Origin of the sequence: Pseudoalteromonas sp. SWYJ118 (genome assembly GCF_015864505.1) — a bacterium.
GTDB lineage: Bacteria > Pseudomonadota > Gammaproteobacteria > Enterobacterales > Alteromonadaceae > Pseudoalteromonas > Pseudoalteromonas arctica.
This window is the reverse complement of sequence record NZ_JADYXC010000001.1, coordinates 232,531-255,252: the sequence shown is the minus strand read 5'-3', so window position 1 is coordinate 255,252 and position 22,722 is coordinate 232,531. Positions and strand designations below refer to the sequence as shown.

The following is a 22,722-nucleotide window of genomic DNA, read 5'->3' as shown; positions in this document are numbered from 1 at the left end:
CATAAAATGCAAAAAGCCCTGAATTAACAGGGCTTTTTTATTGCATGTAAGTTTTTAGCTTACAAACAGTAACGTGCAAACAAGCTGGTTACTGATGCAGCCGTTGGCTTGCCATGCTGCCAATCACCGCCTTCAACACCGCTTCCTGCAATGTCCATATGCACATAAGGCAAAGGTTGTGCAGAGTCGTTACCGTGCTTATCAAGCCCACCAACAATAGCCATAAACGCCATAGGGAACTGATGTCCACGCGCAGTAACAGCAGATGCTGCGTTATTGCTAGATAAAACATCGTCAGCTAGCGTGCGTGGTTTAATAAAGTCGTAATCTTCACGGCGAGAACGCGATACTTCAGCGCCATCGGCCCACAAATCTCCAAGGTCAGCTATTTGACGTGAAACACCAGCGCTACGAGCTGGACCATTTTCAACATACGCACCGTAAGGGCCCATTGCACGTGCCGCGTGACCCGTTAATGTAGCTACAGTAAATAACGTTGGGTTTATTTCGCCTTTAGCTAAATCTTTCATTTCGCTAAGCAGGTCACCCATTGCTAAGCGCCCTTCTGCATCGGTATTACCAATGCGTACACGGATACCTTCGCGGCTAGTAATAATTTCATCTGGCACAAAACAATCAGAACCAATAGAGTTACGAACAACAGCCAAGTACGATACTACTTTAACGCCTTTAGGCTGATAATCCGCAACAGCTTTCATAAAGCCCGCAACAGAAGCTGCGCCGCCTTTATCACGGCTCATGCCTGCCATATGGCCACCTACTTTTAAATCTGCCCCCCCTGTATCGTATACAAGACCCTTACCTACAAACATAAGTGTACGAGTAATTTCGCCCTCTGGTACATATTCAAGCTTAACAACACGTGGGTGATGGCGCTCAACTGCATACGATGCACGAGCAACAGTGCTTAGCATTGGGTAGTTTTTATCAATAGCTGCAATATCATCAATTACGTCAACTGCAATGCTTGAGCCTTTAAATAAATCAACGCAGTAATCAGCAAAACGTGGTGGAGCCATACGCTCAGGTTCGGTGCCACACAAGTCACGCGCGGCATATTGGCCTGCAGCAATTGCATTAACAGCTTTGATTGTTTGCTCGCTTGCGCCAACTAAACCAATTTGAGTAATAGGTTCAATACTTTCACCGTGATATTCACGCGCTTCTAATGGCTGCCATAAGGCTTGGCAAGCGCCTAAATAAGCAACTTCTAAAGCATGCTGATAACGGCTATCGCCATTTAAATTTGGTAAAAATAATGCAGGATTAACACTACCCGACGCTTTTGCTTCGTTAATTGCTAATTTAGCAGCATCAAAATAACGGCGAACATCGTCGTAATCTCTATTTAACGGACCCGTTGGCGCAAGTACAACGCGTTTGTTTTCAATCACTAATAAAGTAACTTGTTTACCAATACGAGAATCAACTTTTGCTTGGTCTAAAATAGCATCACGTAATGAGTTATTTGGTAATAGAGAAAAGTCATCACTAATAATAATAAGCGCATCATGAGATGTGCATTCAAGGCTTGCACTAACCGCTTGAGGGTATGCCATAAATAAAGTCCTGTTAGAAAACATAAGCCCCTATTATCGTCGATTTAAATATTGAAGACCAGCAAGGTGCGATGAGCTAATTATACAACTTGCCAATAAATGGCAACTTGGGGTTACAGGCTTTATAGCTTAATCGAGAATACTCAGTTGGAAGTTTTGTTCTGGCTCGCTTTTAATGCCAACGCCTATGCCAAGTAATCTTACAGGTTGTTGTAGCCCTCGTTGATAGGCCTTAGTAAGGAGTTGAATAAATATTTCTGTGTTTAGCTCGTGGTATGCCTGATCGGCTGAGGTTACTACAAAATTTGCAAACTTCACTTTAACACTCAGCTTATTAATACGGTTTTGTAATTGCTGTTTATTAAGCCTTAAAACTAATTCGTCTAACAATTTTGGCAGCTCATCTAAGCACTCTTGCAAACTTGTTTTGTTGTATTCGTAGGTATGTTCAACACTCAGCGACTTTCTGATGCGATCTGTTGATACTTTACCAACATATTCACCTGCACATTTTTGATAAAGCGACACACCAAAATTACCCACATGTTGCTGCATCCAGTTAACGCCTTTTTCACGTACATCCTTGCCGGTATATAAGCCTTTTAAATTTAGCTTTTCGAGCGTTACTTTACCCACCCCCGGAATTTTCCCCAGCGGTAATTGCGCTAAAAAATCATCGACCTCATGAGGCAAAACGACAAATTGACCATTCGGTTTTTTTTCGTCGCTGGCTATTTTGGCAATAAATTTAATCGGTGCAATACCAGCTGATGCAGTGAGCCCTGTGGCATTGTAAATATCGGCTCTTATTTGCTGTGCAATAAGTGTGGCACTGCCTTTACAAGCGGTGCTGTCTGTTACATCTAGGTAGGCTTCGTCTAAAGAAAGAGGTTCAACTAAATCTGTGTAGCGGCTAAATACTTCACGTATTTGATTTGAAGCTTCTTTGTATACAGCCATGCGCCCAGGAACAATAACTAAATCGGGGCATAATTGTTTAGCATGATAGTTCGACATAGCCGATCGCACGCCATATTCTCTCGCTATATAGTTAGCGGTTGAGAGCACGCCTCGTCGGCTATTGCCTCCAATAGCAAGCGGTACACATGCAAGTTTTGGATTATCTCGCATTTCTACTGCTGCATAAAAGCAATCCATGTCTATGTGAATAAACTTCTTCATCACCACAACAACAACTGGTTATTTATACAGTCATTATTATAGAATCAAATGTGATAAGCAAGCCTAGGGCCTGTTTATCTTTCGAGGTTAAATTTGCAGCAGTATGTTTGGTATTTAGGCAAGGCAGAGCCTATGTAGTGTGGTTATTCCCCATAAATAGGCGATAACGTAGCACAAATGCCAAACATACGCTGCCCGAAGGGTTCTGCCTAGGGGCAATTTACTCTTTGTTGCTCGGTTTTTACTTAGCCCACTAGGTCACAAACCTCGCGCCGCGATTAAATAGCCCCTAGATTGAACAAATTTTAATCCTGAAAGGTCAACAGGCCCTAGTTAGCGATTAAAAAAAGCGCTTATTACCTTCTTGCTCTTTATAACCGCGCAACCAAAACATAACCTCGAAAAAAAACCCTGCTAACATCAAAATAATAGCGCCTGATTCGTTACCCATTGCGTAACAGGTAAAAGAGGCTATAAAAACCAAACAAGCTAAGGACCAATTAATTATGTTCTGCATATTTCTACCTCTGTGTGTTTTTGTGTTTGTCTGTGTAATTTAACTGTAGACCTAAAATTAAATAGGTACAATCATCTTATAAAAAAACATGCCATTAATTACCTTGAGCTCGTAACCCCATGTTGATAATCTAAGCACTTTAAAATTAAGGGCCAATAAATAATGCAAACGTTTAAAGATCAGCACCCTATCCATACCGACATCACCGTAGCGTGGGCTGATATGGATGCACTACAACACGTAAATAATGTAGTGTATTTACGTTACTTTGAAATAGCCCGAATCGACTTCTTAAATAAAATAAATCTGTTCGATACAATAAGCCCTAATGGCGTGGGCCCGGTAATAAGCGAAAATAACATTCGTTATAAACGCCCAGTTACATTCCCAGATACGCTTACAGTCGGTGTTACTATTTCTGATATAAAAACAGACCGGTTTGTTATGAATTACACCGTATTTAGTCACGCACAAAACGCTATAACAACCACAGGCACTTCAAAAGTGGTTATGTTTGATTTTGAAACAGGCCAAAAAGCCCTCATTGCAGAGCCTCTTTTATCGGCGTTAGTTAGCTACTCTCAAGACGAGCAATAAGGAATTCTCATGCAATACAGCCCACTTGGCAGCAGTGGTATTAACGTTTCAAGAGTATGTTTAGGCAGTATGACTTGGGGTAAACAAAATACTCAAAGCGATGCTGATGAACAAATAGCCTATGCGCTAGAGCAAGGCGTAAACTTTATTGATACAGCCGAAATGTATGCAGTACCGCCCTCTCCAGAGACCTATGGTAAAACTGAGGAAATTATTGGCGATTGGCTATCGCGTAATCAGCAAAAGCGCAGCGATGTGGTACTTGCTACAAAAATTGCAGGCAATGGATTATCGTGGGTACGTGATGGTGGCAATATTACGCGCCAAACGGTAATAGAAGCCGTAGACGATTCACTTAAGCGCCTTAAAACCGACTACATTGATTTATATCAGCTGCATTGGCCAAACCGCTCTACCCCGCACTTTGGCAGACAATGGCCCGGCACTCTTAAATTTACCGACGTAAATACACAAGAGCAGCAAGCTAGTATGCTTGATATTCTAGAGGGCCTTAATGAATGTGTTAAAGCAGGTAAAATTAAGCACTGCGGTTTATCTGACGATACGCCATGGGGTATAAGCCAGTTTTTAAGTTTGGCCAAAGAGCATAACTTACCGCGTATGGTATCTATTCAAAATGAGTTTAGCCTAGCGCACGCTAAAGATTGGCCGTATTTAATAGAACAATGTGTTCATGAAGATATTGCGTATTTACCATGGTCACCTCTAGCGGCTGGTTTATTAACGGGTAAATACTTAAACGGCGCGCGCCCAGAAGGATCTCGTTGGACCTTCATGCAGCGCAACGGTATTTTTAGAGATACACCCAATGCAGAGCAAGCCACTAAGCAGTATGTTGAGCTGGCTCATGCAAACAATATTACTCCAGCACAACTAGCACTCGCATGGTGCAACCAAGTAGATGGCGTAACCTCTTCAATTATTGGTGCAACAAGCATAGCCCAATTAAAAGAAGATATTGATGCATTTAACATCACGTTAAGCGACGAAATTCTTAGTGATATTAACACTATATTTAGAAACCATCCGATGCCTTATTAAGCATGTATGAGTTAAAGCAGCCTTGAATGAGGTTGCTTTTTAACTAAAATATTTGACCCTACTACAACCAACACTATACTTTTATTAAGTTTTCTTAATTCAACGAACACTTATCAATGCTGAAAAACGGATACTATGCATTTTGCTTATTAATTGTATTTAACGCGCATGCTGTTGAACAAAAATTACAGCCTCTAGAAGAAATTATTTGGCTACAAAGTTACACGCCCCCTTTTCATATAGCTAAAGCGAAAGTGCACCCCAAGGCGGTATTTGCGACAACCTAACCGAGCAACTCATTAGAACCATAACAGATGTAAAACATACCCGCTTAATTGTCCCTCAGCAGCGTATAAATAAATATTTAAGTGAAGGAAAAAGCGTATGCTTCCCGTGTGTTATTTATAAAAAGCATAATAACCAACTACTTAACTACTCAAATCCAACAACGGTATATCCCCCATTTTCAATTATCACGACTAAAGAGCTAAAGCCCAAATTAGAAGAAAAGCACGGCTCGCCTATTCATTTGATTAATTTATTAACCGACCCGCAATACGTATACGGCCAAGCGGCTGCACGTAAATTTACAACTAAAATTAATACAATTATTGAAAACACAAAACAAGATAAAGAATCGTCGTTAAGTTGGAGTAGCGAAAATGAAAGTCAGGCTGTTATAGCACGCTTGAGTCATGGCTTTTTAGACTACTCAATTGATTACCCGTTTATGGCCGATTACTTTAATAAACAAGGGGAATATACGAATATAGAGAGTGTACCAATTGCAGAAAATGACATTCAATTTATACGAGGAGCAATAGGTTGTGCGGCTAACGCACCTAATAATTTTGCACAGCAAGCGCTTAAAAAAATTAACCGCGCACTAAAAAACAATGTACTACAATCGCCTGAGTATCAACAAAGTCAGCATAATTGGCTTAAAACTACCTTTGCCGACTTTGATCAACACTACCAACAGCAAGTTATTAATTTTTACTTACTTGCCACTGATGCTCAAGCAAGCACTGATCATTAGCATAAAGTGCCACAGCAAAAATACTTTTAGCTGTTACCTCGCCTACGCCCGACGGTGTGCCGGTCATTACTACATCACCATCTTCTAAGCTCATAAATTCACTAATTTCTTGTAAAATTGAGTCCGGATTATGCAGCATAAAATGAGTATCGCCTTGCTGAACTACTTTATTATTAATTTTAAGTTCAAAGGTAAAGTGCTTCATTGCATCAGTTAGCGCTACAAAATCAGTTAAAATTACAGAGCCGTCGAACGCTTTAGCGCGCTCCCATGGAAGCCCTTTATTTTTTAATTTACTTTGCACAGTACGCTTAGTTAAATCAAGGCCGAGTCCAACACCTACAAATTTTTTATTTTTAACTACAAAACATAGCTCGGTTTCATAATGCAACGTATCGCCGTTGTGAGCTGCAAATAACGTGTTAGTAATTGCGCTATTTGGTTTGTTAAATAAAACCATTTGATCTGGCGTTTCGTTATTTAGCTCTGCAATGTGTGCTGTATAATTACGGCCAACACACACTACTTTTGATGGTGTTAATTCTTCAGATACTAACTTTATTGAATGCATATAAATAATGTCTCAGTTATTGGACCTGTTGACCTTTCAGGATTAAAGTTTGTTCAATCTAGGGGCTATTTAATCGCGGCGCGAGGTTTGTAACCTAGTGGGCTCGATAACTGCTCCTGCGTTATTCTACTGACTTACATCCATGTAAGAATAAGTAAAAACCGAGCAAAGCTTCCGCGTCCTGCTCACGCCCCTTACCTAAATCCATGTAGGCAACAAAGAGTAAATAGCCCCTAGGAAGAACCCTTTGGCAGCGCCTGTTTGGCATTAATGCTACGTTATCGCCTATTTATGGGGAATAGACCACACTGTATAGGCTCTGCCTTGCCTAAATACCAAACAGACTGCTGCAAATTTAACCTCGAAAGATAAACAGGCCCTAACTAATAAGCGTTTCAAGCAAGCTCAAATTAATAGGTTTAAGTAAAACTCGATCAATATTTAAATCTTTTATTTCTTTAGGATCTGGCTCTGCCCCACTTACAATTACTAAACGTAGCTCTGGATATCGCTCATTAACTTGCTGGCCTAAATCAATGCCACGCCCATCGGGTAAATGCATGTCTAACAATACCTTATTAAATTGCTGGTCGTGATTAAGTATTTGCAAACATTGTGCGCAGCTAGACGAAATGACGGTTTCAACGCCTAGACTTTCTAAAAGTAGCTGCGTAATTTGCGCTGCATCGTGATCGTCTTCAACAAGTAAAAAGCGCTGCTTTTTCTCGGTTAAGCCCTTACTACAATTTATATCTTTAGCTTGTGGTGCATGCTCTGGCGCTACCAAATAATCTTGCAAACATTGATATAAAGCCGCGCTATCAACAGGTTTTGGTATTACATCGTTAAAGCCTAGTGCAGCAAGCTCCTCATGTATGCCTTTCATAGTAGCGGCAGTGAGCGCGATTATTGGGCCTTTGTAACCCATTTTTCTAAGCTCTATGGTAGCTTCCTTGCCGCCCATTACAGGCATATGAATATCAATAAAAATAATGTCGTAAGGCGCTTTATACGCATCTGCAATACGCACTTTTTCAAGCGCTTGTTGGCCATGTTCGGCATAATCAACTCGTGCACCGCAGGTACTGATCATATGACCAACTAGCATGCGTAAATCACGTAAATCATCAACTACTAATACTCGCCCATGCACTTTACAAGGAGCCAGTTTACTTTGTAGTTGCGGAGCACTGCTAAAGTTAAGTACTTGGCGCTCTTCTTCACTAATATCACCGGGGTAAACCGAAATAGTAAACGTAGAGCCTTTACCAACTTCAGAGTGCAAACTAATATCACCGCGCATACGCGCTAACAGCTCAGCACATATTGCTAAGCCAAGACCTGCACCACCTACAGAGCGCGATTCTACATCAGCTATTTGCTCAAACGGTTTAAATATCAGTTCTTGTTTTTCAGGGGCTATACCCATTCCTGAATCTTTAATACTAAAAAATAGCATTTCAGTGTCATTAACCCATTGCGTCCACGCATTAACAACAATTTCGCCTTTATCGGTAAACTTAACCGCATTATTTATTAAATTTATTAAAATTTGGCGAACTCTTGTTGCATCAAGTCGTGCAACTAAAGGTAATGGCTGATGAGATTCAAAGCGCAGCGTAAGCCCCTTATCAAGCACCGATACGCGCATTAACGTGTATACATCGGCAAGCATGCTATCAAGGTTAACTTCACTTAAGGTTAGCTCTAACTTATCGGCTGCTATTTTAGACAAGTCGAGCACATCGTTTAATAGGCTCAATAAGTGTTTACCGTTTCGATAAATTACACCTAACTCATTTTCTGCTTGCTGACTAAAGTCGCTCTGCATTAATAGCTCGGTATAACCTAAAATAGACGATAGAGGAGTTCGTAATTCGTGGCTTAAATGCGCTAAAAATCGGTCTTTAGAACGGTTTTCTGCTTCGGCTTTTAAACGCTCTACTCGCTCACCTTCAACATCTTTACGCGCCAAAGCATAGCGAATAGCACGCGCAAAGCGGCTAGAGCTCATTTCTGTTTTTATTAAATAATCTACCGCGCCAGCATCAAGTGCCGCCGAATCTAGTTCGTCGTTTGACTGCCCGGTAAGCATAATAATAGGGCCGCTAAAACCATTCGCAATGGCCTCTTTTAATACATCTAAACCATTAGATGCACCCAAGCGGTAATCAAGCAGGCAAATGTCATGCTCATTTTTGCTAAGCGTTTCAATTGCCTGCTCTGGGGAGCTTATCCATTGAATGTTAAACGTGTGTGAATCCAATTGGTCCAGATAGTCGCAGGTGAGTATGTAATCATCTTCATCATCTTCTACAAGCAGCAACTGAGTCACTTTATCTAACATACAATCTCCTTTAATCGTTAAATGTTGTCGGTAGCTCTACAAATTCTACCCAGTATTTTCCAAGTGTTTTCATTAAATCAACTAGGCCATCAAACGTTACAGGTTTTGTAATGTAAGATGCAGCGCCTAGGTTATACCCTTTAACCATGTCTTCTTCTTGCTTAGACGTAGTTAAAATTACAACCGGAATACCCTTTAAGTTAGGGTTTGCTTTAATTGCTTCAAGCGCTTCACGACCATCCATTCTAGGCATATTTAAATCAAGCAATATAAGCCCTGGACGAGGCGATGTTGTTTTGTCTACAAACTTACCTTTACGCTCTAAATATTCAAGTAACTCAACGCCATCTTCAACAAAGTGAAGCTCGTTAAGTACACGGCTTTCGGCAAGGGCATCTTGTGTTAACAAACGATCATCTTCATCATCGTCTGCCATTAAAATAGTAATCGGTTTTACTTTTGTATAGGGCATTTAAGCCTCTCCTTGCAATGTGAAAAGCGCAGCTTCCACAGGTAGTTTTATGGTGAAAGTTGCACCTTCACCGTCTTTACTTTGGGCTGTAATTGTTCCGCCATGTCGCTCCACAATACGCCTACATACAGAAAGGCCAATACCCGTGCCTTTATACTCTGAGCGGCCATGTAAACGCTGAAACGGTACAAATATTTTATCAGCGTAGTCTTGTGAAAAACCAATGCCATTGTCTTCTATTGTAATAACTTGAAAACTTAATTCGGTATTGTGGTCAGCACTAAATATATTTTCATGCTGGTAACTAATTTTAATATGTGGACTTACATCTGGGCGTCTAAATTTCACCGCATTCGACAACAAATTTAAAAACAATTGCTGCATTTGGCTTTTATCAGCCTGAATAACCGGTAAGTCTTCTACATCTACTTGTGTATTAGACTCATCTATCGCAATTTCTAAATCACTTAATATATCAGTTAGCACTTCGTTTAAATTTGTATCGTCAAAGTCTTTACCACGCGTTGCTATACGCGAAAACTCTAATAAATCGTTTATTAAGTTAGACATACGTTGAGCTGCATTTTTCATACGGCCAATGTAATCAATCCCTTTTTCACCAAGTTCATCTTTAAACATTGTTTCAAGGCGATCGCTAAAGGCTTGAATTTTTCTAAGTGGTTCTTGTAAATCATGGCTCGCCACAAAAGCAAACTCTTCAAGCTCTCGGTTACTTCGGCTCAACTCGTCAGAATACAACGTTAACTCTTGCGTACGTTCAGACACTTTCGTTGCTAGTGTTTCGTTTTGTTTTTCAAGCTCAAAACGATACTGTGCTGAATTTCTTAAATTAAGGCGCGTCATAATAAACATACCAATAATAAGTAGTGCACTTGTTATTGCCGTTATAGCAAACGTAATTTTAGCCTCATTTTTTATCTTTGCTAACTTAGAAAAATGACTCACTTTGAAAAGTAATTCGCGGTCTTGTATTTCATTTACGTGTTCACGGATTTGCCTATAAAGATCTCGTCCTTTATGTGTATTTAGCACATACAATGCACGTCTTTCTCTATCATCAAGTGCAAGGTTAACGGTTTTTTTAAGCTCGTTAATTTTACTATCTACAAGCACTAGTAACTGAGCAATACGATCTGCTTGGCCATCAATTTCAGAGTGGAGCGATTTAACATGATCCGTTTGTGCCTGTATTTGCCCAATCGCATCATAGTAAGGCGTTAAATAATCAGCCTCTTCAGTTAATAAATAACCACGTTGACCCGACTCAGCCTGCACTATAGATAAATGCAATTGCTCAATTGCCGTTGTCAGCATACTTGTGTTGTCTAAACTCTTTTGGGTTTGTGTTAAACCTTGAATAGTGTTCAATGCTAAAAATGCGTTACCTACAATAATACTCAACACAACAACTATAAAAGCTGCCCAAGTAATATTCGCTTTGCTTTGATGTTTTTGCTTGTTCATTAGCTTCCCGAGTTAGTGTTTAAACAACACTGTATTTATTGAGAGTCTGATATTTTTTGTAAACTTTCGCTGCACTGTTGGCAATTATTGATAATTTTATCAAGTGCATCTAACGCTTTTTCTTTTGGCATATCGTTTTCAAGTACCAATTTAATAAGCTCGGCATTCATCGAAATACGATTTAGCGGCCCTCTTGCATCGTGTACTAATTTATTAAGCTGCTCTGTTTTATTGTCTGATGTCATACCCTTCCTCAGATCTATTTATATTCGCCAATACCGCCATACGCATTAAGGCGGTTATAAAGTGTTTTTGTACTAATACCTAACATTTGCGCAGCAAGTGTTTTATTACCTTGCACTTTATCAAGCGTTGCATGAATAAGTTCTTTTTCAACTTCTTCAATTGTTTGCCCTGCCGATACTGGCTTTTCTGCAGTTTGATTATTAACACGCGAAAACGGCGATTCTAAATTATCAGGCAAAATAATATCGCTAGTTTGCGGATCACTCATAATAAATGCACGGTGTATCGCATGGCGAATTTCGCGCACGTTACCCGGCCATTCATAGCTTTGCAACTCTTTAAGCTGTGCTGGCGTCCAACTAAAGGCAGTGCCATTTTCGTCATTAAGTTGATCTAAAAACGCTTTAGCTAATAAAGGAATATCTTCTTTTCTATCGCGAAGTGGCGGTATATCAATAGGAAAAACCGCTAGCCTAAAGTAAATATCTTCACGAATAATATTATTTTGCGCTAAATCGGTAAGCGAGCGGTTAGTGGCTGAAATAACACGGCAATTTGTTGGTATTTCTCTGTTACCACCGACGCGCGTTACTTTTTTAGTTTCAAGCACTCGCAGTAAATTTGGCTGCATATCAATTGGCATTTCGGTTACTTCATCTAAAAATAAAGTACCGTTATTTGATTGCTCAAATACCCCTTCTTTACGAGCTATAGCACCGGTAAAAGCGCCTTTTTCATGGCCAAATAATTCACTACCAATTAACTCTTTTGAAAGCGCACCACAGTTACTCGCCACTAACGGGCCTTCACACTGGCTGGCGTTATGGATAGCTTGAGCTACAACTTCTTTACCTGCACCACTTTCACCCATGAGCATCACGTTAGCATTTGTTTTAGCAACGCGTTCAATCATGTTGTAAAGCTTGTGCATTACCTCTGATTCGCCAATTAAGCCACCAAAGTGACGCGTTATACCACTCGACTTTGCTTTTTTAACTGCTTTTTTAGGGCCATTTAAAACCAGTTCTAAATCTTCGCGTTGTAATGGCTTTAATAAATGCCCAACATTTGGCTCACACATTTCAGCTAAAATACCCTTCACTGAAGGGTGGCCCGAAATAAGTGTAATTTTTGGAGATTGCCCAATCATTTTTAAATGATCGAGTAAATGCAGGCCGCTGCCATCTGGCAACATAAAATCTAACAGCACATGGTCAAAGGTATTATTTTCAAACCATTGATGTGCTTCTTTTAAACTGGTGGCGGTGCTTATATTGTGGCCGAGGAATTCGACTATGTGGCATACAACGTCACTAAACTCGACGTCATCATCTACTAAAAGTATGTTTAACATGATAAATCCCTATGCTTTTTTCTTATTCTACGCATCATAAATACTAATTTAAAGGCGTACTTAAAACCTTATAGCTTAAATAATTAAGTGATTTGATGCTACTTATGTTACTAACTCAATATTTACGTATGCTTAAAAAAATCGATCATAAAAAATAATTTAAATCGTTCCTATTCACACAATGATAGTAACTGATAATATGAACATCCCACAAAGGAGATGAAATGCAGCAATTAAAAACCCTGATTCATTCAGGTATTAATATCGACCAAGGCACTCAATTTACTCGCATAACAGGGCGTGCCATTGTAATTAAAAATAGTAAAATACTTTTAATGTACACAAACCGCTATGAAGATTATAGCTTGCCCGGTGGTGGCGTGGATGAAGGCGAAAGCATTGAGCAAGGCTTAATACGCGAACTAAATGAGGAAACCGGTGCACAGCAAATAAGTGTAGTAAAAGCCTTTGGACTCTACGAAGAGTATCGCCCTTGGTATAAAGACGATTTTGACATTATCCATATAAAATCGTATTGCTACGTATGTAATATTGCCGACGAACTTGGTAAAGCCCAGCTTGAACATTACGAGCAACAAAATGGCATGACTGCTAAATGGGTCAATATTAATGATGCAATTGCACATAACGAGCGCACGCTTGCCAACAGCGAAAAACAAGGGCTTTCTATTTTGCGAGAAACCTACTTACTTAAAAAGATTGCTGAACAGCTTTTTTAACGTCTACTTACCTGTTTAAAAAACGAAATATACCGACCCCTAAGCTAATTTTTTAGGGATATAAAACCGATATAGTCCTACTAAATTACTGGCCATAAATAGGCTTTCCATTAATACAGCTATCGGCGAGCCTACTAACATATTATGACTTATCCAAAGCGATGTACCCACCACCATAATTAAGCGTAAATACAGATCATTTTTTTGAAACGAGGCAAAAGTCTGAATAAGTGTTGCAGCAAGTGCCAAACCACTTAGCCAGCTATACCAAGTAAAATGAACTGCTAAGCAACTAAGTAACATAAACGCCAACATTACCCATGTTTTTCGAGCAAATACACAATATAAATAACGTATTGCAGCAATTAACATTAGGCTACCCGCACTGGCATGGCCAAGCATAAAAAAATGAACTGACGTAAGTAAAACAGAACTAAATAAACACATTAAAATAAGCGAACGAGACTTAAACTGAAAAGAAGCTAAATCTAATACAGTAGCGATGGCTACCAAGCACTGAGCAAATAAAAACATAGTGACTCCTGAAAAAGCAGCAGTCTAACCAGCTTTACTATTTTTCCCCTTAACTTAAGTTAAGTCGTTTACGAATTCGTGATAACGAAATAGCCGATATACCAATATACATAGCCACTTCGGTTAAGCTTAGCTGTGCAAGCCAGTGCGGCTTTTTTAGTAACAAATAACGATAACGCTGCTCAGGGCTATTAAGTAGTAAAAAAGCCTCCTTTGCCTCTTTAAATATAAGCTGCTGAGCAACAAGCTGGTTTTTAATGTCGACCCATTCACTGTTATCAAATATATGTAATGGGACAATGATAACTGTGGCAGCCTTTATAACCTTTAACTGATAAAAAGCCTCTGTGTTTGTAAGCCAATTAGCAAACAATAGCGCAAATTCATCTTTAAAATAAAACTCCTTACACCTTTGCCCTCCATCAATTGTAGAGTGCAAAGCGCCAAGTACACCGTCAATAATTAAATAACCATAACGCTGCGTTTCGCCTTGTTGTAATAGCACTGTATCTCGGGAAAATTGCTTAACTGAGTATTGCCCCGCCAGCTTTTGTTTTAAAACGTGTGTAAGCTCGGCATAACTATCGCCCAGTTCAAATACATATGTTTGACTCATTTATTTGCCATTTTAATCATTTGCGAATTTTAGCTGCACTCGTATTAGCATATTGAGTAAACAACCTTATATTATCAGCGCTGCACTAAGCTTTATACGTGCGCAGTAACCATCAGTAATCTATAAGTAGTAAGTGAAGATTAGAAGAAACGTATCATTTTAATCCCTATGTAACTTTTTCTGCTAATTGCATTATTTACAGAACATATCAGAAAGCATTTTAAATAAAAATTATACTTTTATAAAAGTTAAAATAAAAACTCAAATATTACATATAGTTATAAATAATTTATTGATAACTACTAATCTGGCTTTTGTTTTGCACCCTTATAGATAATTAATTTGTAAGGAGATAGAAATGAGTAACACAGTTAAAACGATTAATCCGGCAACTGAGCAAACCATTAATACCTACACACTACTTTCTCAAAAGGAAGCTGAGCAGGTAATCGAAAAATCTCACGAAACATATTTAAAATGGCGCTTAACGTCGTTCACTGAACGTGCGAGATATCTTAATAAGTTAGCCTCACTTTTCGAAGAGCAAAAAGAAGCTATTGCAAAACTTATGACCGAAGAAATGGGCAAAGTTTACGAGCAAGGCTTTCAAGAGGTTGAGCTGTGTGCAGCTATTTGTCGTTACACCGCCGAAAACGGCCCACAAGTACTTGCCGACGAAGAACGTGATATGGAAGGTGGCCGCGCTATTATTAGCTACCAACCAACGGGCGTATTATTAGGTATTCAGCCTTGGAACTTCCCGCTTTATCAGGTAATTCGTTACAGTGCAGCCAATATTATGGCGGGTAACACAACCGTACTTAAACACGCGGGTAACGTATTTGGCATGGCTGAAAAAATCGACACCTTATTTAAACAAGCAGGCTTCCCTGAACATTGCTTTAGCAACTTACTTATCGATGGTAAAACAGCAAGTTCATTAATCGCACACAAAGCAATTAGCGGCGTAACCTTTACAGGTAGTGATGCTACAGGTAAAAAAGTAGCTGAAGAAGCTGGCAAGCATGCTAAAAAGACGGTACTTGAGCTTGGTAGTAACGATGCCTACTTAGTACTTGATGACGCAGACTTAGAGTTAGCAGTTAAAACCTGTGTAACAGGCCGTATGATTAACAACGGCGAAACCTGTGTTTCAGCTAAACGTTATGTAGTGGTTGAGTCTCTTTATGATGACTTTAAAGCGCAAATAAAAGAGCAATTTGAAGCCATGAAAATGGGCGACCCAATGGCAGATGATACAGACTTAGGTCCAATGGCACGTGAAGACTTGCGTGACGGCATTCATGACCAAGTTATGCAATCGGTTAAAGCCGGTGCAAACATAGTAACGGGTGGCGAAATTCCATCGCAAACAGGTTACTACTACCCTCCAACGCTATTAGATAACTTATCGCCTGGCATGCCAGCTTACGATGATGAGTTATTTGGCCCAGTAGCTTCGCTAATAAAAGCGAAAGACAACGACGATGCAATGCGCATCGCCAACGACTCTCGCTACGGTTTAGGCGGTGGTATTTTCTCTAAAGATGAGAAAAAAGCTATTGAGCTTGCTAAAAAGCACTTTGACACCGGCATGATCAACATTAACGGTTACGGTTTAGCACAGCCTAACTTACCGTTTGGTGGTGTTAAAGGCAGTGGCTATGGCCGAGAGCACGGCGGCTTTGGTATGCGTGAATTTGTGAATGTTAAAAGCATCATGATCGCCAGCTAATTTAGCTAAAGCAGTTAAGTTGCGTATTGAATAAATATTTTTAATACACCTTTTAAAATCAAAAAATTATTAAGCCTAAAAGTGGGTAACCGCTTTTAGGCTTTTTTATGACTTTTAGAAAGTAATTTTCAGGAGAGAGTACTTAGTTTTTAGTAAGAGATAGTACCGAGTTTTGGATATATTCGTAGGTGCGATTTTATATCGTGCTTTTAATATAAATATGAGGAGTTAAAAACTAAAAAACAGCCTTTAATGTGAAATAAATACCGTGGTCTAATTTTATATTTAATCGTAAACTCTCATACCCAACAAGTGCTCAGTCGTTTTCTAATATCCTTGCTAAATAATTTACTACGGCCTGAACAACTAGCTAATCAATTAGCATCCTTCGCTTATCGCTTTACTCATAGCGAGTCCTAGTATTAACTCTTGCTCATGGTTATTTAATTTCTAATGATTGCTACTTGGAGTTTTCACCAGATAATTTAATGACGAATGGAAAATGATCAGTGCTATATTTAGCTAGGCACTCAAAGCGTTTTTTTCAAAGCCCTACTATTAGAAATAGTTATCGAACGCTCGGTGTATAAATATCTGAAATTATATTTTTAGTTTTAATAAATTTGATGTCTTTTTTCACGTTTCGTACTTTGCTGGAGCATCCATAAAGTGAAAACTGCCCCAGAGTAATAGTAAAAAAAACATGGGCAAAGAAGCCAATATAAGGTCATATTCTTTAAAATTATCGCTAAACCAATCGCATCCAAAAAATACAAAGGGATATATTAAAACGCCCCATAAAAAGAATTTATTCATGATTCTATTAAACAAAGGAATATCAATATGAGGCTTACTTCCTAAACCCATAAGGCTAGGGATAATCGCAAATGGGTATACAACCAAAGGTATAGCGCCTAAAACCAGCAAAGTAAGCCTGAAATACTCAAACATATAATTAAAAACCTAAAGTTTTAAAAAGTTAACGCTTATTGTAAATAACTTAAAATACAAACAAGGAGAGTTAACTGCCAGTCTTTATTTCGAGAGTTTTAGCATTGTCTACTTCTAATAAAGCAAATATGTATTTTAAAAATAAAGTCTAAACCAAAGAGCACAGTAATAATTCAGCACTCCGCAATTCAACACAAGTCGGCCTCAACTATTAGTAATTTAGTACTTTATATAAATACCGCTACATCTGATGTTTACTCGTCAAATTTTGGCACTTTTCGCTTATCTGCCTTGCTCATAGCTAGCTCTTGGATTTCTTCATGCTTTAGATCTTCGGGTTTATCTTCTAGTGACTCCTGATTGGCATTCTCATAAGAAAGCTCAGTAAGTAGTGCAAAGTGATCAGAGCCATATTTAGCAAGACGCTTAATACGCTTTACTTTAAAGCCTTCGCTGTGAAATAAGTGATCAAGCGGCCAGCGCATAAAGAAGTAACTTGCATGAAATGTGTTATAAAAACCACGGCCTTTTCGAGGGTCTAAAAAGCCACTTATTTGCATAAACAAACGCGTGCTGCGCGACCATGCTACGTCGTTTAAATCACCGGCAACTATGGTAGGGCGAGTTGGGTTTTTAAGTGCTTTAGCCACCATTATTAGCTCTGAGTCGCGTGGGCGCGATGAGTCTTCCTCCGTTGGGCTTGGCGGTGCGGGGTGAATAAAATGCCCTTGCATTTTAAGGCCCTCGTCGTTTTCAAACAGTATATGAATAGAAGGAATATCGTCCTCTATTAACTCACATATTTGGGCATCGAGTATTTTAAATTTACTGTATAAGTGCATGCCGTAGCGGTTGTCTTTAGGGCATTCTATAAAATACGGATAGTGTTTTTTAATAACTGATAATTTATTTTCCCACCAGCTATCGCTTTCAAGCGTGATAAGTAGGTCGGGTTGATGCTCATCAACAAGACTAATTAACTGCTCACTTTTATGATTCGACATAAGTACGTTTGCCGACATAATTCGGACGCTATGGTCTATGTGCTTTGGTGCGCTTTGCACTTCTTTTTTAGCAAGCCACGTGTACGGGTAAATCCACTTACCTTGTAAAATCATTATAAGTAATGAGGTTAAGGCTATAAACACGTAACCTATTGCGCTACTTTGCCATAATAAAAACAGCGAAGTAACAGCTACAAAACTGGCAATATAAAATACCTGTAAGCGCACAAAGTCGCAGCTACGCACTAAGTAATGCTGGCTGTACGACATAGGTAATAGGGTAACCAGTAAAAAAAAGCCAATAATTATAGCCAGCGCAATGAGCATTTTAATATCCTTATAAAGTTAATTTAGCGACTTAAAATTGAAAGTATTTCTCGGGTGTCGTGCACCATGTGAATAACTGTACGGTCTATCTCAATGCTTACTGTACCATTATCTCTAGAGCGTTCAATAACTCTACCTCGTTTATATAAATCGCGCTCTAAAAAGTCGCCTCGGTGGTAGCTTTTACTTAGCCCTGGTGGCGTCCAACCTGCGCGAATTAACTGCTTTGCCTCTTTTTTAGAAAGGTAGTCATTGTCGTTATGTTTATGCGAATGATGCTTTTTATGGCCGTGTTTATGACCATGTTTATCTTTATGCGGTTTTGCGTCTGCGCTTATTGAACATAAACCCAATGCTATTAGTGCTGTGTATATTACTGCTCTCATAAATAATCTCTAGCGTAGTTAATAGCTAAAGATTAACAAACATGGATGAACATCGTATGAAACACCCACCCCTCGTTTAACGTTGTTTATATTGAGTTTTACAATGGCTGCGCATAATAGCGGGATCGCGTAATTTTAAGTGTTTTGTTTTACGCCCTGCATGGCGTTTACGCCACACTTTAAAACTGCCTTTTGAAATATGTTCGCGCATAAATACCACCAGCTGCGGGTATTTTAATCCGTATAGCTGCTCTATTGCCTCATAAGGGGTTCTATCTTCCCACGCCATTTCAATAATGCGTGACTGTTGCTCTGGGTTAAACATGATGTTTCTCACAAAATTTAACTTATACGCTAGGTAAAAATACTTAGATCAATGCAATTAAGCTCAGTAACTGTATAATTGGCGTTCAATTTATGTACTTTAAAAGATATCGAATTTATATTTATGCGCGCAATATTCCTGTTTTTAGCTTTAACTTTACCTTCGTTATTACTTGCAGCGCCAAGTAAAACCCTGCGCTGCGTAACAACCCACTACCCGCCTTTTACTATTTACGATGAAAAAGCCGATACATTTACAGGTTTAGATATTGATTACATTAAGTTTATTGAAAAAAACTTAAACCTCAAGATTGACGTTGTTCATTTACCTTGGGCGCGTGTTAAAAAAGAGATGGAGCTGGGCTATTACGACTGCTATTTCTCATTGGCCAACTATAAAGAGCGTACAGAATATTTAGACTTTACTAGCGAGCCTTTGCATACCACTAAGTTTGGTTTATTCACGTTAAATGAAGATAATCTGCTTATTGATGATTTATCAAAAGCCGCTATAGCTATGTTACGCGGTGTTATTCTTCCCAAAATTATCGCTAAAAAGTACAGCATTGATGAGAATAATCTGCTTCGTTCACTTTCAACTAAAGACACTTTTGAGCTACTTGAAAAAAAACGTGTTGAATACGCAATAACTAACTATCAAGCAGGTTTGTGGTACTCAAAGGAATATAAAAACATTTATGCTCGGCAATTAAATGAGTTTACATTTCCTACTTATATTGCTTTTAAGCGTGGCGTAATTGATACAAAATTAGTTGATGAGCAAATAAAGCGTTTTAAAGCACAAGCTCAATAATTAACTCTGCACATATTAAGAGATAACCAATGTTTACAAAACTACCAAAGTGGGTTGAATATGGCGCGTTTACGCTCGCATTTATAGCGGGCGTAGTAAACGCTGTTGGCTTATTAGGATTTGAGCACCAGGCTATTTCGCACTTATCTGGCTCTGTTACCTTGTTAGGTATTAAACTAATGAGCAGTACTTCAGCCGCTTTACTGTTATTGAGCATACTAATAAGCTTTATGCTGGGCTCTGCGCTTTCTGGTTTTTTACTTGCAGGGCGTTCATTAAAACTTGGCCGGCATTACGACACGCTCTTATTTATTGAAGGCGCTTTACTGTTAGCAAGTGCCTACCTACTTAATCAATCTTATGTTTATGCAATTACGCTTGCATCAGCAGCATGTGGTTTACAAAACGCGTTAGCGACTAATTACAGTGGCGCAGTAGTTCGTACCACACACTTAACGGGTATTTTTACTGACCTTGGTTTAATGATAGGAAAAGCACTTAAAGGTGAGCAATTTGATACGCGTAAAGGCGTTATGTTTTTACTTATTATTGCGGGCTTTTTATTAGGTGGTGTAATCGGCTTTATTTTATTTGAACACTACCAAGTGCTTACTTTGGTGTTTCCTGCTGTGGCTTGTTTTGTTTTATCAATTACGTATCGGGTTTATAGGTTACGTACGCTTTAACGCAACGAGTTTAAAAGCACATTAAAACCTCATATTATAGAGGTAATGCAATATAGATTACTTTCAAGGAATGTATGAAACCTTATTTTTTGCCGCTGCTATTACCCTTTAGCCACACTGCGTTTGCCGATAATCAAAACAACGATGCAATAGAAACCATAACAACTACGGCATCACGTATTGAAGCGCTATCTACCCCACTTCCTTTATCAATAAGCACACTAACGCAAGCGCAGCTAAATAGTATAGCGCCTACCCATATTGAAGAAGCTCTACAACGTGTAGCAGGTGCTAATATTCAACGCGGAAATGGCCAGGAGTATTTACCCGCGCTTCGCTCACAAGTGCTTTCGGGCGCAGGCGCTTGTGGTGGCATATTGACTTTGGAGGATGGCATACCACTGAGAGCCGCTGGGTTTTGTAATATAAACGAGCTATTTGAGGCGCACAGCGAAATGGCGCAGCGCATTGAAGTGCTAAAAGGCCCTGGCTCTGCACTTTATGGCTCAAACGCTGTGCACGGTGTTATTAATGTAATAACGCCCGACACCACACAAGGCGGTGGTTTAGTTGGTCTAGATTATGGTTCATACGGTTATGCTCGTTATAAATTACGCGCAGGGCAAGATTACGGCAACAGTGGTATAGGCATTAACGCAAGTGTTACCGACGATAGCGGTTACCGCGACGACGAAAGCGTAGAGCAACAAAAAGTTAATATTCGCCATCGCTATTCAAATAATAATTTATTACTTACCTCAGGCCTTACTTACACAAACCTCGATCAGCAAACGGCTGGATTTATTACAGGCTTTGAAAGCTATAAAAACGAAGACCTCTCGCAAAAAAACTTTGACCCAGACGCATTTAGAAAAGCACGCGCATTTAGAGCATGGAGCAATGCAACATGGCAATTAAATAACGATGATGTGCTCTCTACTACGTTATATTTTCGCGACCAAAGCATGGACTTTTTTAAGCACTTTTTACCCGGTACACCGCTTGAAAAAAACAGTCAAACCGGCTTTGGTGTGCAATCGCTTTATCAACATAATTTACAAAGTAATGTAAAAGTAAACCTAGGGCTTGATGGCGAATACACGCAAGCCGACTTTACTCAAAGCCAAAATGAGCCCACTCAAGGTTCTGCATTTTTAGTTGCTACAGTGCCACAAGGTAAGCATTACGATTACGATGTAAACGCCACGCTTTATGCCCCTTTTGCATCTATTGATTGGCAATTAAATAAGTGGTTACTTACCGCAGGTGTGCGCTACGAGCATATGCAGTACGACTACACCAATAATATGCTAGCAGGCAGAACAAAAGACGATGGAACAGAATGCGGCTTTGGTGGCTGCCGATACAGCCGCCCTGAAAGTGGAAAAAATAGTTTTAGTAATCTATCGCCAAAGCTTGGGGTTAGTTATCAGTACAATACAAATAACACGCTTTATGCAAACTTTTCTCGCGGTTACAGAGCGCCACAAGCGGCTGAGCTCTACCAATTACAACGCGAGCAAACCACTGCAAATTTAAGCGCCGAAATAGCCAATAACGCAGAGCTGGGTATTAAAAGGATTTACGAAAAACTACGTTATGGCGTGTCGGTTTACGCTATGAGTAAACACAATACGATTTACCGCGATAGTGACTTTTTTACGGTAAATAATGGCAGCTCTCGCCATCGCGGTATTGAGCTTGAACTTGACTACCAGCTCACAAAGTCGCTTGCGCTTAACTTTGCAGGCACTCACGCAAAGCATACTTATACTAACAACCAAATACTTAACGGTTTAAATATAAACGGCAACGACATAGATACCGCGCCGCGTAATATTGCTAATCTCGATTTAACCTGGCAGGCATTAAACAACGCGCAATTTGCTTTGCAGTGGCACCGCGTTGGTAACTACTACACCGACCCAGAAAACTTAAATAAATACCAAGGGCATGATGTTTTAAGCCTGCGCGCTCAGTGGCAAGTTACTAATAACCTTGAAGTGCTTGCTCGCATTATTAATTTAACCAATGAAGCTTATGCAGAGCGCGCCGACTACACCAGTTTTACCGGCGACAGATACTTCCCGGGTAGACCTCGTAACGCGATGCTTTCGGCAACTTATACGTGGTAATGCTTATTTAAGAGCTAA

General features: G+C 39.5%; 21 protein-coding genes and 1 pseudogene. 8 read left to right on the top strand and 14 right to left on the bottom strand.

The window, feature by feature from the left end; genetic code table 11:
• Positions 1–59: 59 nt before the first annotated feature.
• Positions 60–1,580 (bottom strand): M17 family metallopeptidase, encoded by a 1,521-nt coding sequence (locus I6F48_RS01270; protein ID WP_197112398.1) that lies wholly within the window; start codon positions 1,578–1,580, stop codon positions 60–62.
• Between the two features lie 129 nt (positions 1,581–1,709).
• A complete protein-coding gene (gene dinB / locus I6F48_RS01265) occupies positions 1,710–2,762 on the bottom strand; it encodes a DNA polymerase IV (protein WP_024590076.1) in 1,053 nt (350 codons plus the stop codon).
• Positions 2,763–3,441: 679 nt separating this feature from the next.
• Between dinB and I6F48_RS01260 the strand changes: the two genes are divergently transcribed.
• The 3 genes and pseudogenes from I6F48_RS01260 to I6F48_RS01250 all read left to right on the top strand — a co-directional run bounded on the left by I6F48_RS01260 (position 3,442) and on the right by I6F48_RS01250 (position 5,977).
• On the top strand, positions 3,442–3,876 hold the full coding sequence (locus I6F48_RS01260) for an acyl-CoA thioesterase (RefSeq protein WP_010553137.1): 435 nt from the start codon (positions 3,442–3,444) through the stop codon (positions 3,874–3,876).
• 9 nt (positions 3,877–3,885) lie between these two features.
• Complete coding sequence (locus I6F48_RS01255; RefSeq protein WP_165739615.1) at positions 3,886–4,938, top strand: aldo/keto reductase; 1,053 nt, start codon at positions 3,886–3,888, stop codon at positions 4,936–4,938.
• 116 nt (positions 4,939–5,054) lie between these two features.
• A pseudogene (locus tag I6F48_RS01250) lies at positions 5,055–5,977 on the top strand (ABC transporter substrate-binding protein).
• On the opposite strand, the gene I6F48_RS01245 reads toward I6F48_RS01250, so the two are convergent.
• From I6F48_RS01245 to I6F48_RS01220, 6 genes are all read right to left on the bottom strand, one after another.
• Positions 5,928–6,548 (bottom strand): fumarylacetoacetate hydrolase family protein, encoded by a 621-nt coding sequence (locus I6F48_RS01245; protein WP_165739611.1) that lies wholly within the window; start codon positions 6,546–6,548, stop codon positions 5,928–5,930. The pseudogene I6F48_RS01250 and the gene I6F48_RS01245 overlap by 50 nt on opposite strands.
• Before the next feature lie 379 nt (positions 6,549–6,927).
• Positions 6,928–8,895 (bottom strand): response regulator, encoded by a 1,968-nt coding sequence (locus tag I6F48_RS01240; protein ID WP_197118650.1) that lies wholly within the window; start codon positions 8,893–8,895, stop codon positions 6,928–6,930.
• Between the two features lie 10 nt (positions 8,896–8,905).
• Complete coding sequence (locus tag I6F48_RS01235) at positions 8,906–9,367, bottom strand: response regulator (RefSeq protein WP_165739606.1); 462 nt, start codon at positions 9,365–9,367, stop codon at positions 8,906–8,908.
• On the bottom strand, positions 9,368–10,852 hold the full coding sequence (locus I6F48_RS01230) for a sensor histidine kinase (protein WP_165739604.1): 1,485 nt from the start codon (positions 10,850–10,852) through the stop codon (positions 9,368–9,370).
• 35 nt (positions 10,853–10,887) lie between these two features.
• Positions 10,888–11,097, bottom strand: coding sequence for a histidine kinase dimerization/phospho-acceptor domain-containing protein (locus I6F48_RS01225; RefSeq protein ID WP_166420498.1), 210 nt, complete (start codon positions 11,095–11,097; stop codon positions 10,888–10,890).
• 14 nt (positions 11,098–11,111) lie between these two features.
• Positions 11,112–12,452 carry a sigma-54-dependent transcriptional regulator gene (locus I6F48_RS01220; protein ID WP_165727625.1) on the bottom strand — a complete coding sequence of 447 codons (1,341 nt, stop codon included), beginning with the start codon at positions 12,450–12,452 and terminating at the stop codon, positions 11,112–11,114.
• Between the two features lie 224 nt (positions 12,453–12,676).
• Here I6F48_RS01220 and I6F48_RS01215 point away from each other — a divergent pair, with 224 nt between their 5' ends.
• Complete coding sequence (locus I6F48_RS01215; RefSeq protein ID WP_165727626.1) at positions 12,677–13,192, top strand: NUDIX hydrolase; 516 nt, start codon at positions 12,677–12,679, stop codon at positions 13,190–13,192.
• Positions 13,193–13,231: 39 nt separating this feature from the next.
• Here the strand turns inward: I6F48_RS01215 and I6F48_RS01210 are convergent, their stop codons facing one another.
• Both I6F48_RS01210 and I6F48_RS01205 read right to left on the bottom strand, forming a co-directional pair.
• Positions 13,232–13,726 (bottom strand): YgjV family protein, encoded by a 495-nt coding sequence (locus I6F48_RS01210; protein ID WP_197118649.1) that lies wholly within the window; start codon positions 13,724–13,726, stop codon positions 13,232–13,234.
• A gap of 49 nt (positions 13,727–13,775) precedes the next feature.
• Positions 13,776–14,342, bottom strand: a complete 567-nt coding sequence (locus tag I6F48_RS01205; RefSeq protein WP_197118648.1) for a Crp/Fnr family transcriptional regulator — start codon at positions 14,340–14,342, stop codon at positions 13,776–13,778.
• A gap of 358 nt (positions 14,343–14,700) precedes the next feature.
• On the opposite strand from I6F48_RS01205, the gene I6F48_RS01200 reads away from it, so the two are divergent.
• Positions 14,701–16,077, top strand: coding sequence for an NAD-dependent succinate-semialdehyde dehydrogenase (locus I6F48_RS01200; protein WP_165742193.1), 1,377 nt, complete (start codon positions 14,701–14,703; stop codon positions 16,075–16,077).
• Between the two features lie 636 nt (positions 16,078–16,713).
• On the opposite strand, the gene I6F48_RS01195 is transcribed toward I6F48_RS01200, so the two are convergent.
• The 4 genes from I6F48_RS01195 to I6F48_RS01180 form a co-directional block, all read right to left on the bottom strand.
• Complete coding sequence (locus tag I6F48_RS01195; protein WP_197118647.1) at positions 16,714–17,028, bottom strand: hypothetical protein; 315 nt, start codon at positions 17,026–17,028, stop codon at positions 16,714–16,716.
• 254 nt (positions 17,029–17,282) lie between these two features.
• Complete coding sequence (locus I6F48_RS01190; RefSeq protein WP_197118646.1) at positions 17,283–18,359, bottom strand: endonuclease/exonuclease/phosphatase family protein; 1,077 nt, start codon at positions 18,357–18,359, stop codon at positions 17,283–17,285.
• 23 nt (positions 18,360–18,382) lie between these two features.
• Positions 18,383–18,745, bottom strand: a complete 363-nt coding sequence (locus tag I6F48_RS01185; RefSeq protein ID WP_165727633.1) for a hypothetical protein — start codon at positions 18,743–18,745, stop codon at positions 18,383–18,385.
• 76 nt (positions 18,746–18,821) lie between these two features.
• Positions 18,822–19,070 carry a TIGR03643 family protein gene (locus tag I6F48_RS01180; protein WP_166378022.1) on the bottom strand — a complete coding sequence of 83 codons (249 nt, stop codon included), beginning with the start codon at positions 19,068–19,070 and terminating at the stop codon, positions 18,822–18,824.
• 123 nt (positions 19,071–19,193) lie between these two features.
• Here I6F48_RS01180 and I6F48_RS01175 point away from each other — a divergent pair, with 123 nt between their 5' ends.
• From I6F48_RS01175 to I6F48_RS01165, 3 genes are all read left to right on the top strand, one after another.
• A complete protein-coding gene (locus tag I6F48_RS01175) occupies positions 19,194–19,883 on the top strand; it encodes a substrate-binding periplasmic protein (RefSeq protein ID WP_197118645.1) in 690 nt (229 codons plus the stop codon).
• A gap of 29 nt (positions 19,884–19,912) precedes the next feature.
• Positions 19,913–20,569 carry a YoaK family protein gene (locus tag I6F48_RS01170; protein WP_197118644.1) on the top strand — a complete coding sequence of 219 codons (657 nt, stop codon included), beginning with the start codon at positions 19,913–19,915 and terminating at the stop codon, positions 20,567–20,569.
• A 74-nt stretch (positions 20,570–20,643) separates the two neighbouring features.
• Entirely contained in the window at positions 20,644–22,704 is a 2,061-nt protein-coding gene (locus tag I6F48_RS01165; protein WP_197118643.1) for a TonB-dependent receptor, read from the top strand.
• Positions 22,705–22,722: the final 18 nt, after the last annotated feature.

Coding starts and splice junctions, on each gene's coding strand:
- I6F48_RS01180 (WP_166378022.1), bottom strand. CDS start 19,070: ATGTTTAACCCAGAGCAACAGTCACGCATTATTGAAATGGCGTGGGAA.
- I6F48_RS01205 (WP_197118648.1), bottom strand. CDS start 14,342: ATGAGTCAAACATATGTATTTGAACTGGGCGATAGTTATGCCGAGCTT.
- I6F48_RS01210 (WP_197118649.1), bottom strand. CDS start 13,726: ATGTTTTTATTTGCTCAGTGCTTGGTAGCCATCGCTACTGTATTAGAT.
- I6F48_RS01260 (WP_010553137.1), top strand. CDS start 3,442: ATGCAAACGTTTAAAGATCAGCACCCTATCCATACCGACATCACCGTA.
- I6F48_RS01170 (WP_197118644.1), top strand. CDS start 19,913: ATGTTTACAAAACTACCAAAGTGGGTTGAATATGGCGCGTTTACGCTC.
- I6F48_RS01165 (WP_197118643.1), top strand. CDS start 20,644: ATGAAACCTTATTTTTTGCCGCTGCTATTACCCTTTAGCCACACTGCG.
- I6F48_RS01175 (WP_197118645.1), top strand. CDS start 19,194: ATGCGCGCAATATTCCTGTTTTTAGCTTTAACTTTACCTTCGTTATTA.
- I6F48_RS01185 (WP_165727633.1), bottom strand. CDS start 18,745: ATGAGAGCAGTAATATACACAGCACTAATAGCATTGGGTTTATGTTCA.
- I6F48_RS01215 (WP_165727626.1), top strand. CDS start 12,677: ATGCAGCAATTAAAAACCCTGATTCATTCAGGTATTAATATCGACCAA.
- I6F48_RS01230 (WP_165739604.1), bottom strand. CDS start 10,852: ATGAACAAGCAAAAACATCAAAGCAAAGCGAATATTACTTGGGCAGCT.
- dinB (WP_024590076.1), bottom strand. CDS start 2,762: ATGAAGAAGTTTATTCACATAGACATGGATTGCTTTTATGCAGCAGTA.
- I6F48_RS01240 (WP_197118650.1), bottom strand. CDS start 8,895: ATGTTAGATAAAGTGACTCAGTTGCTGCTTGTAGAAGATGATGAAGAT.
- I6F48_RS01245 (WP_165739611.1), bottom strand. CDS start 6,548: ATGCATTCAATAAAGTTAGTATCTGAAGAATTAACACCATCAAAAGTA.
- I6F48_RS01270 (WP_197112398.1), bottom strand. CDS start 1,580: ATGGCATACCCTCAAGCGGTTAGTGCAAGCCTTGAATGCACATCTCAT.
- I6F48_RS01220 (WP_165727625.1), bottom strand. CDS start 12,452: ATGTTAAACATACTTTTAGTAGATGATGACGTCGAGTTTAGTGACGTT.
- I6F48_RS01195 (WP_197118647.1), bottom strand. CDS start 17,028: ATGTTTGAGTATTTCAGGCTTACTTTGCTGGTTTTAGGCGCTATACCT.
- I6F48_RS01255 (WP_165739615.1), top strand. CDS start 3,886: ATGCAATACAGCCCACTTGGCAGCAGTGGTATTAACGTTTCAAGAGTA.
- I6F48_RS01235 (WP_165739606.1), bottom strand. CDS start 9,367: ATGCCCTATACAAAAGTAAAACCGATTACTATTTTAATGGCAGACGAT.
- I6F48_RS01200 (WP_165742193.1), top strand. CDS start 14,701: ATGAGTAACACAGTTAAAACGATTAATCCGGCAACTGAGCAAACCATT.
- I6F48_RS01225 (WP_166420498.1), bottom strand. CDS start 11,097: ATGACATCAGACAATAAAACAGAGCAGCTTAATAAATTAGTACACGAT.
- I6F48_RS01190 (WP_197118646.1), bottom strand. CDS start 18,359: ATGCTCATTGCGCTGGCTATAATTATTGGCTTTTTTTTACTGGTTACC.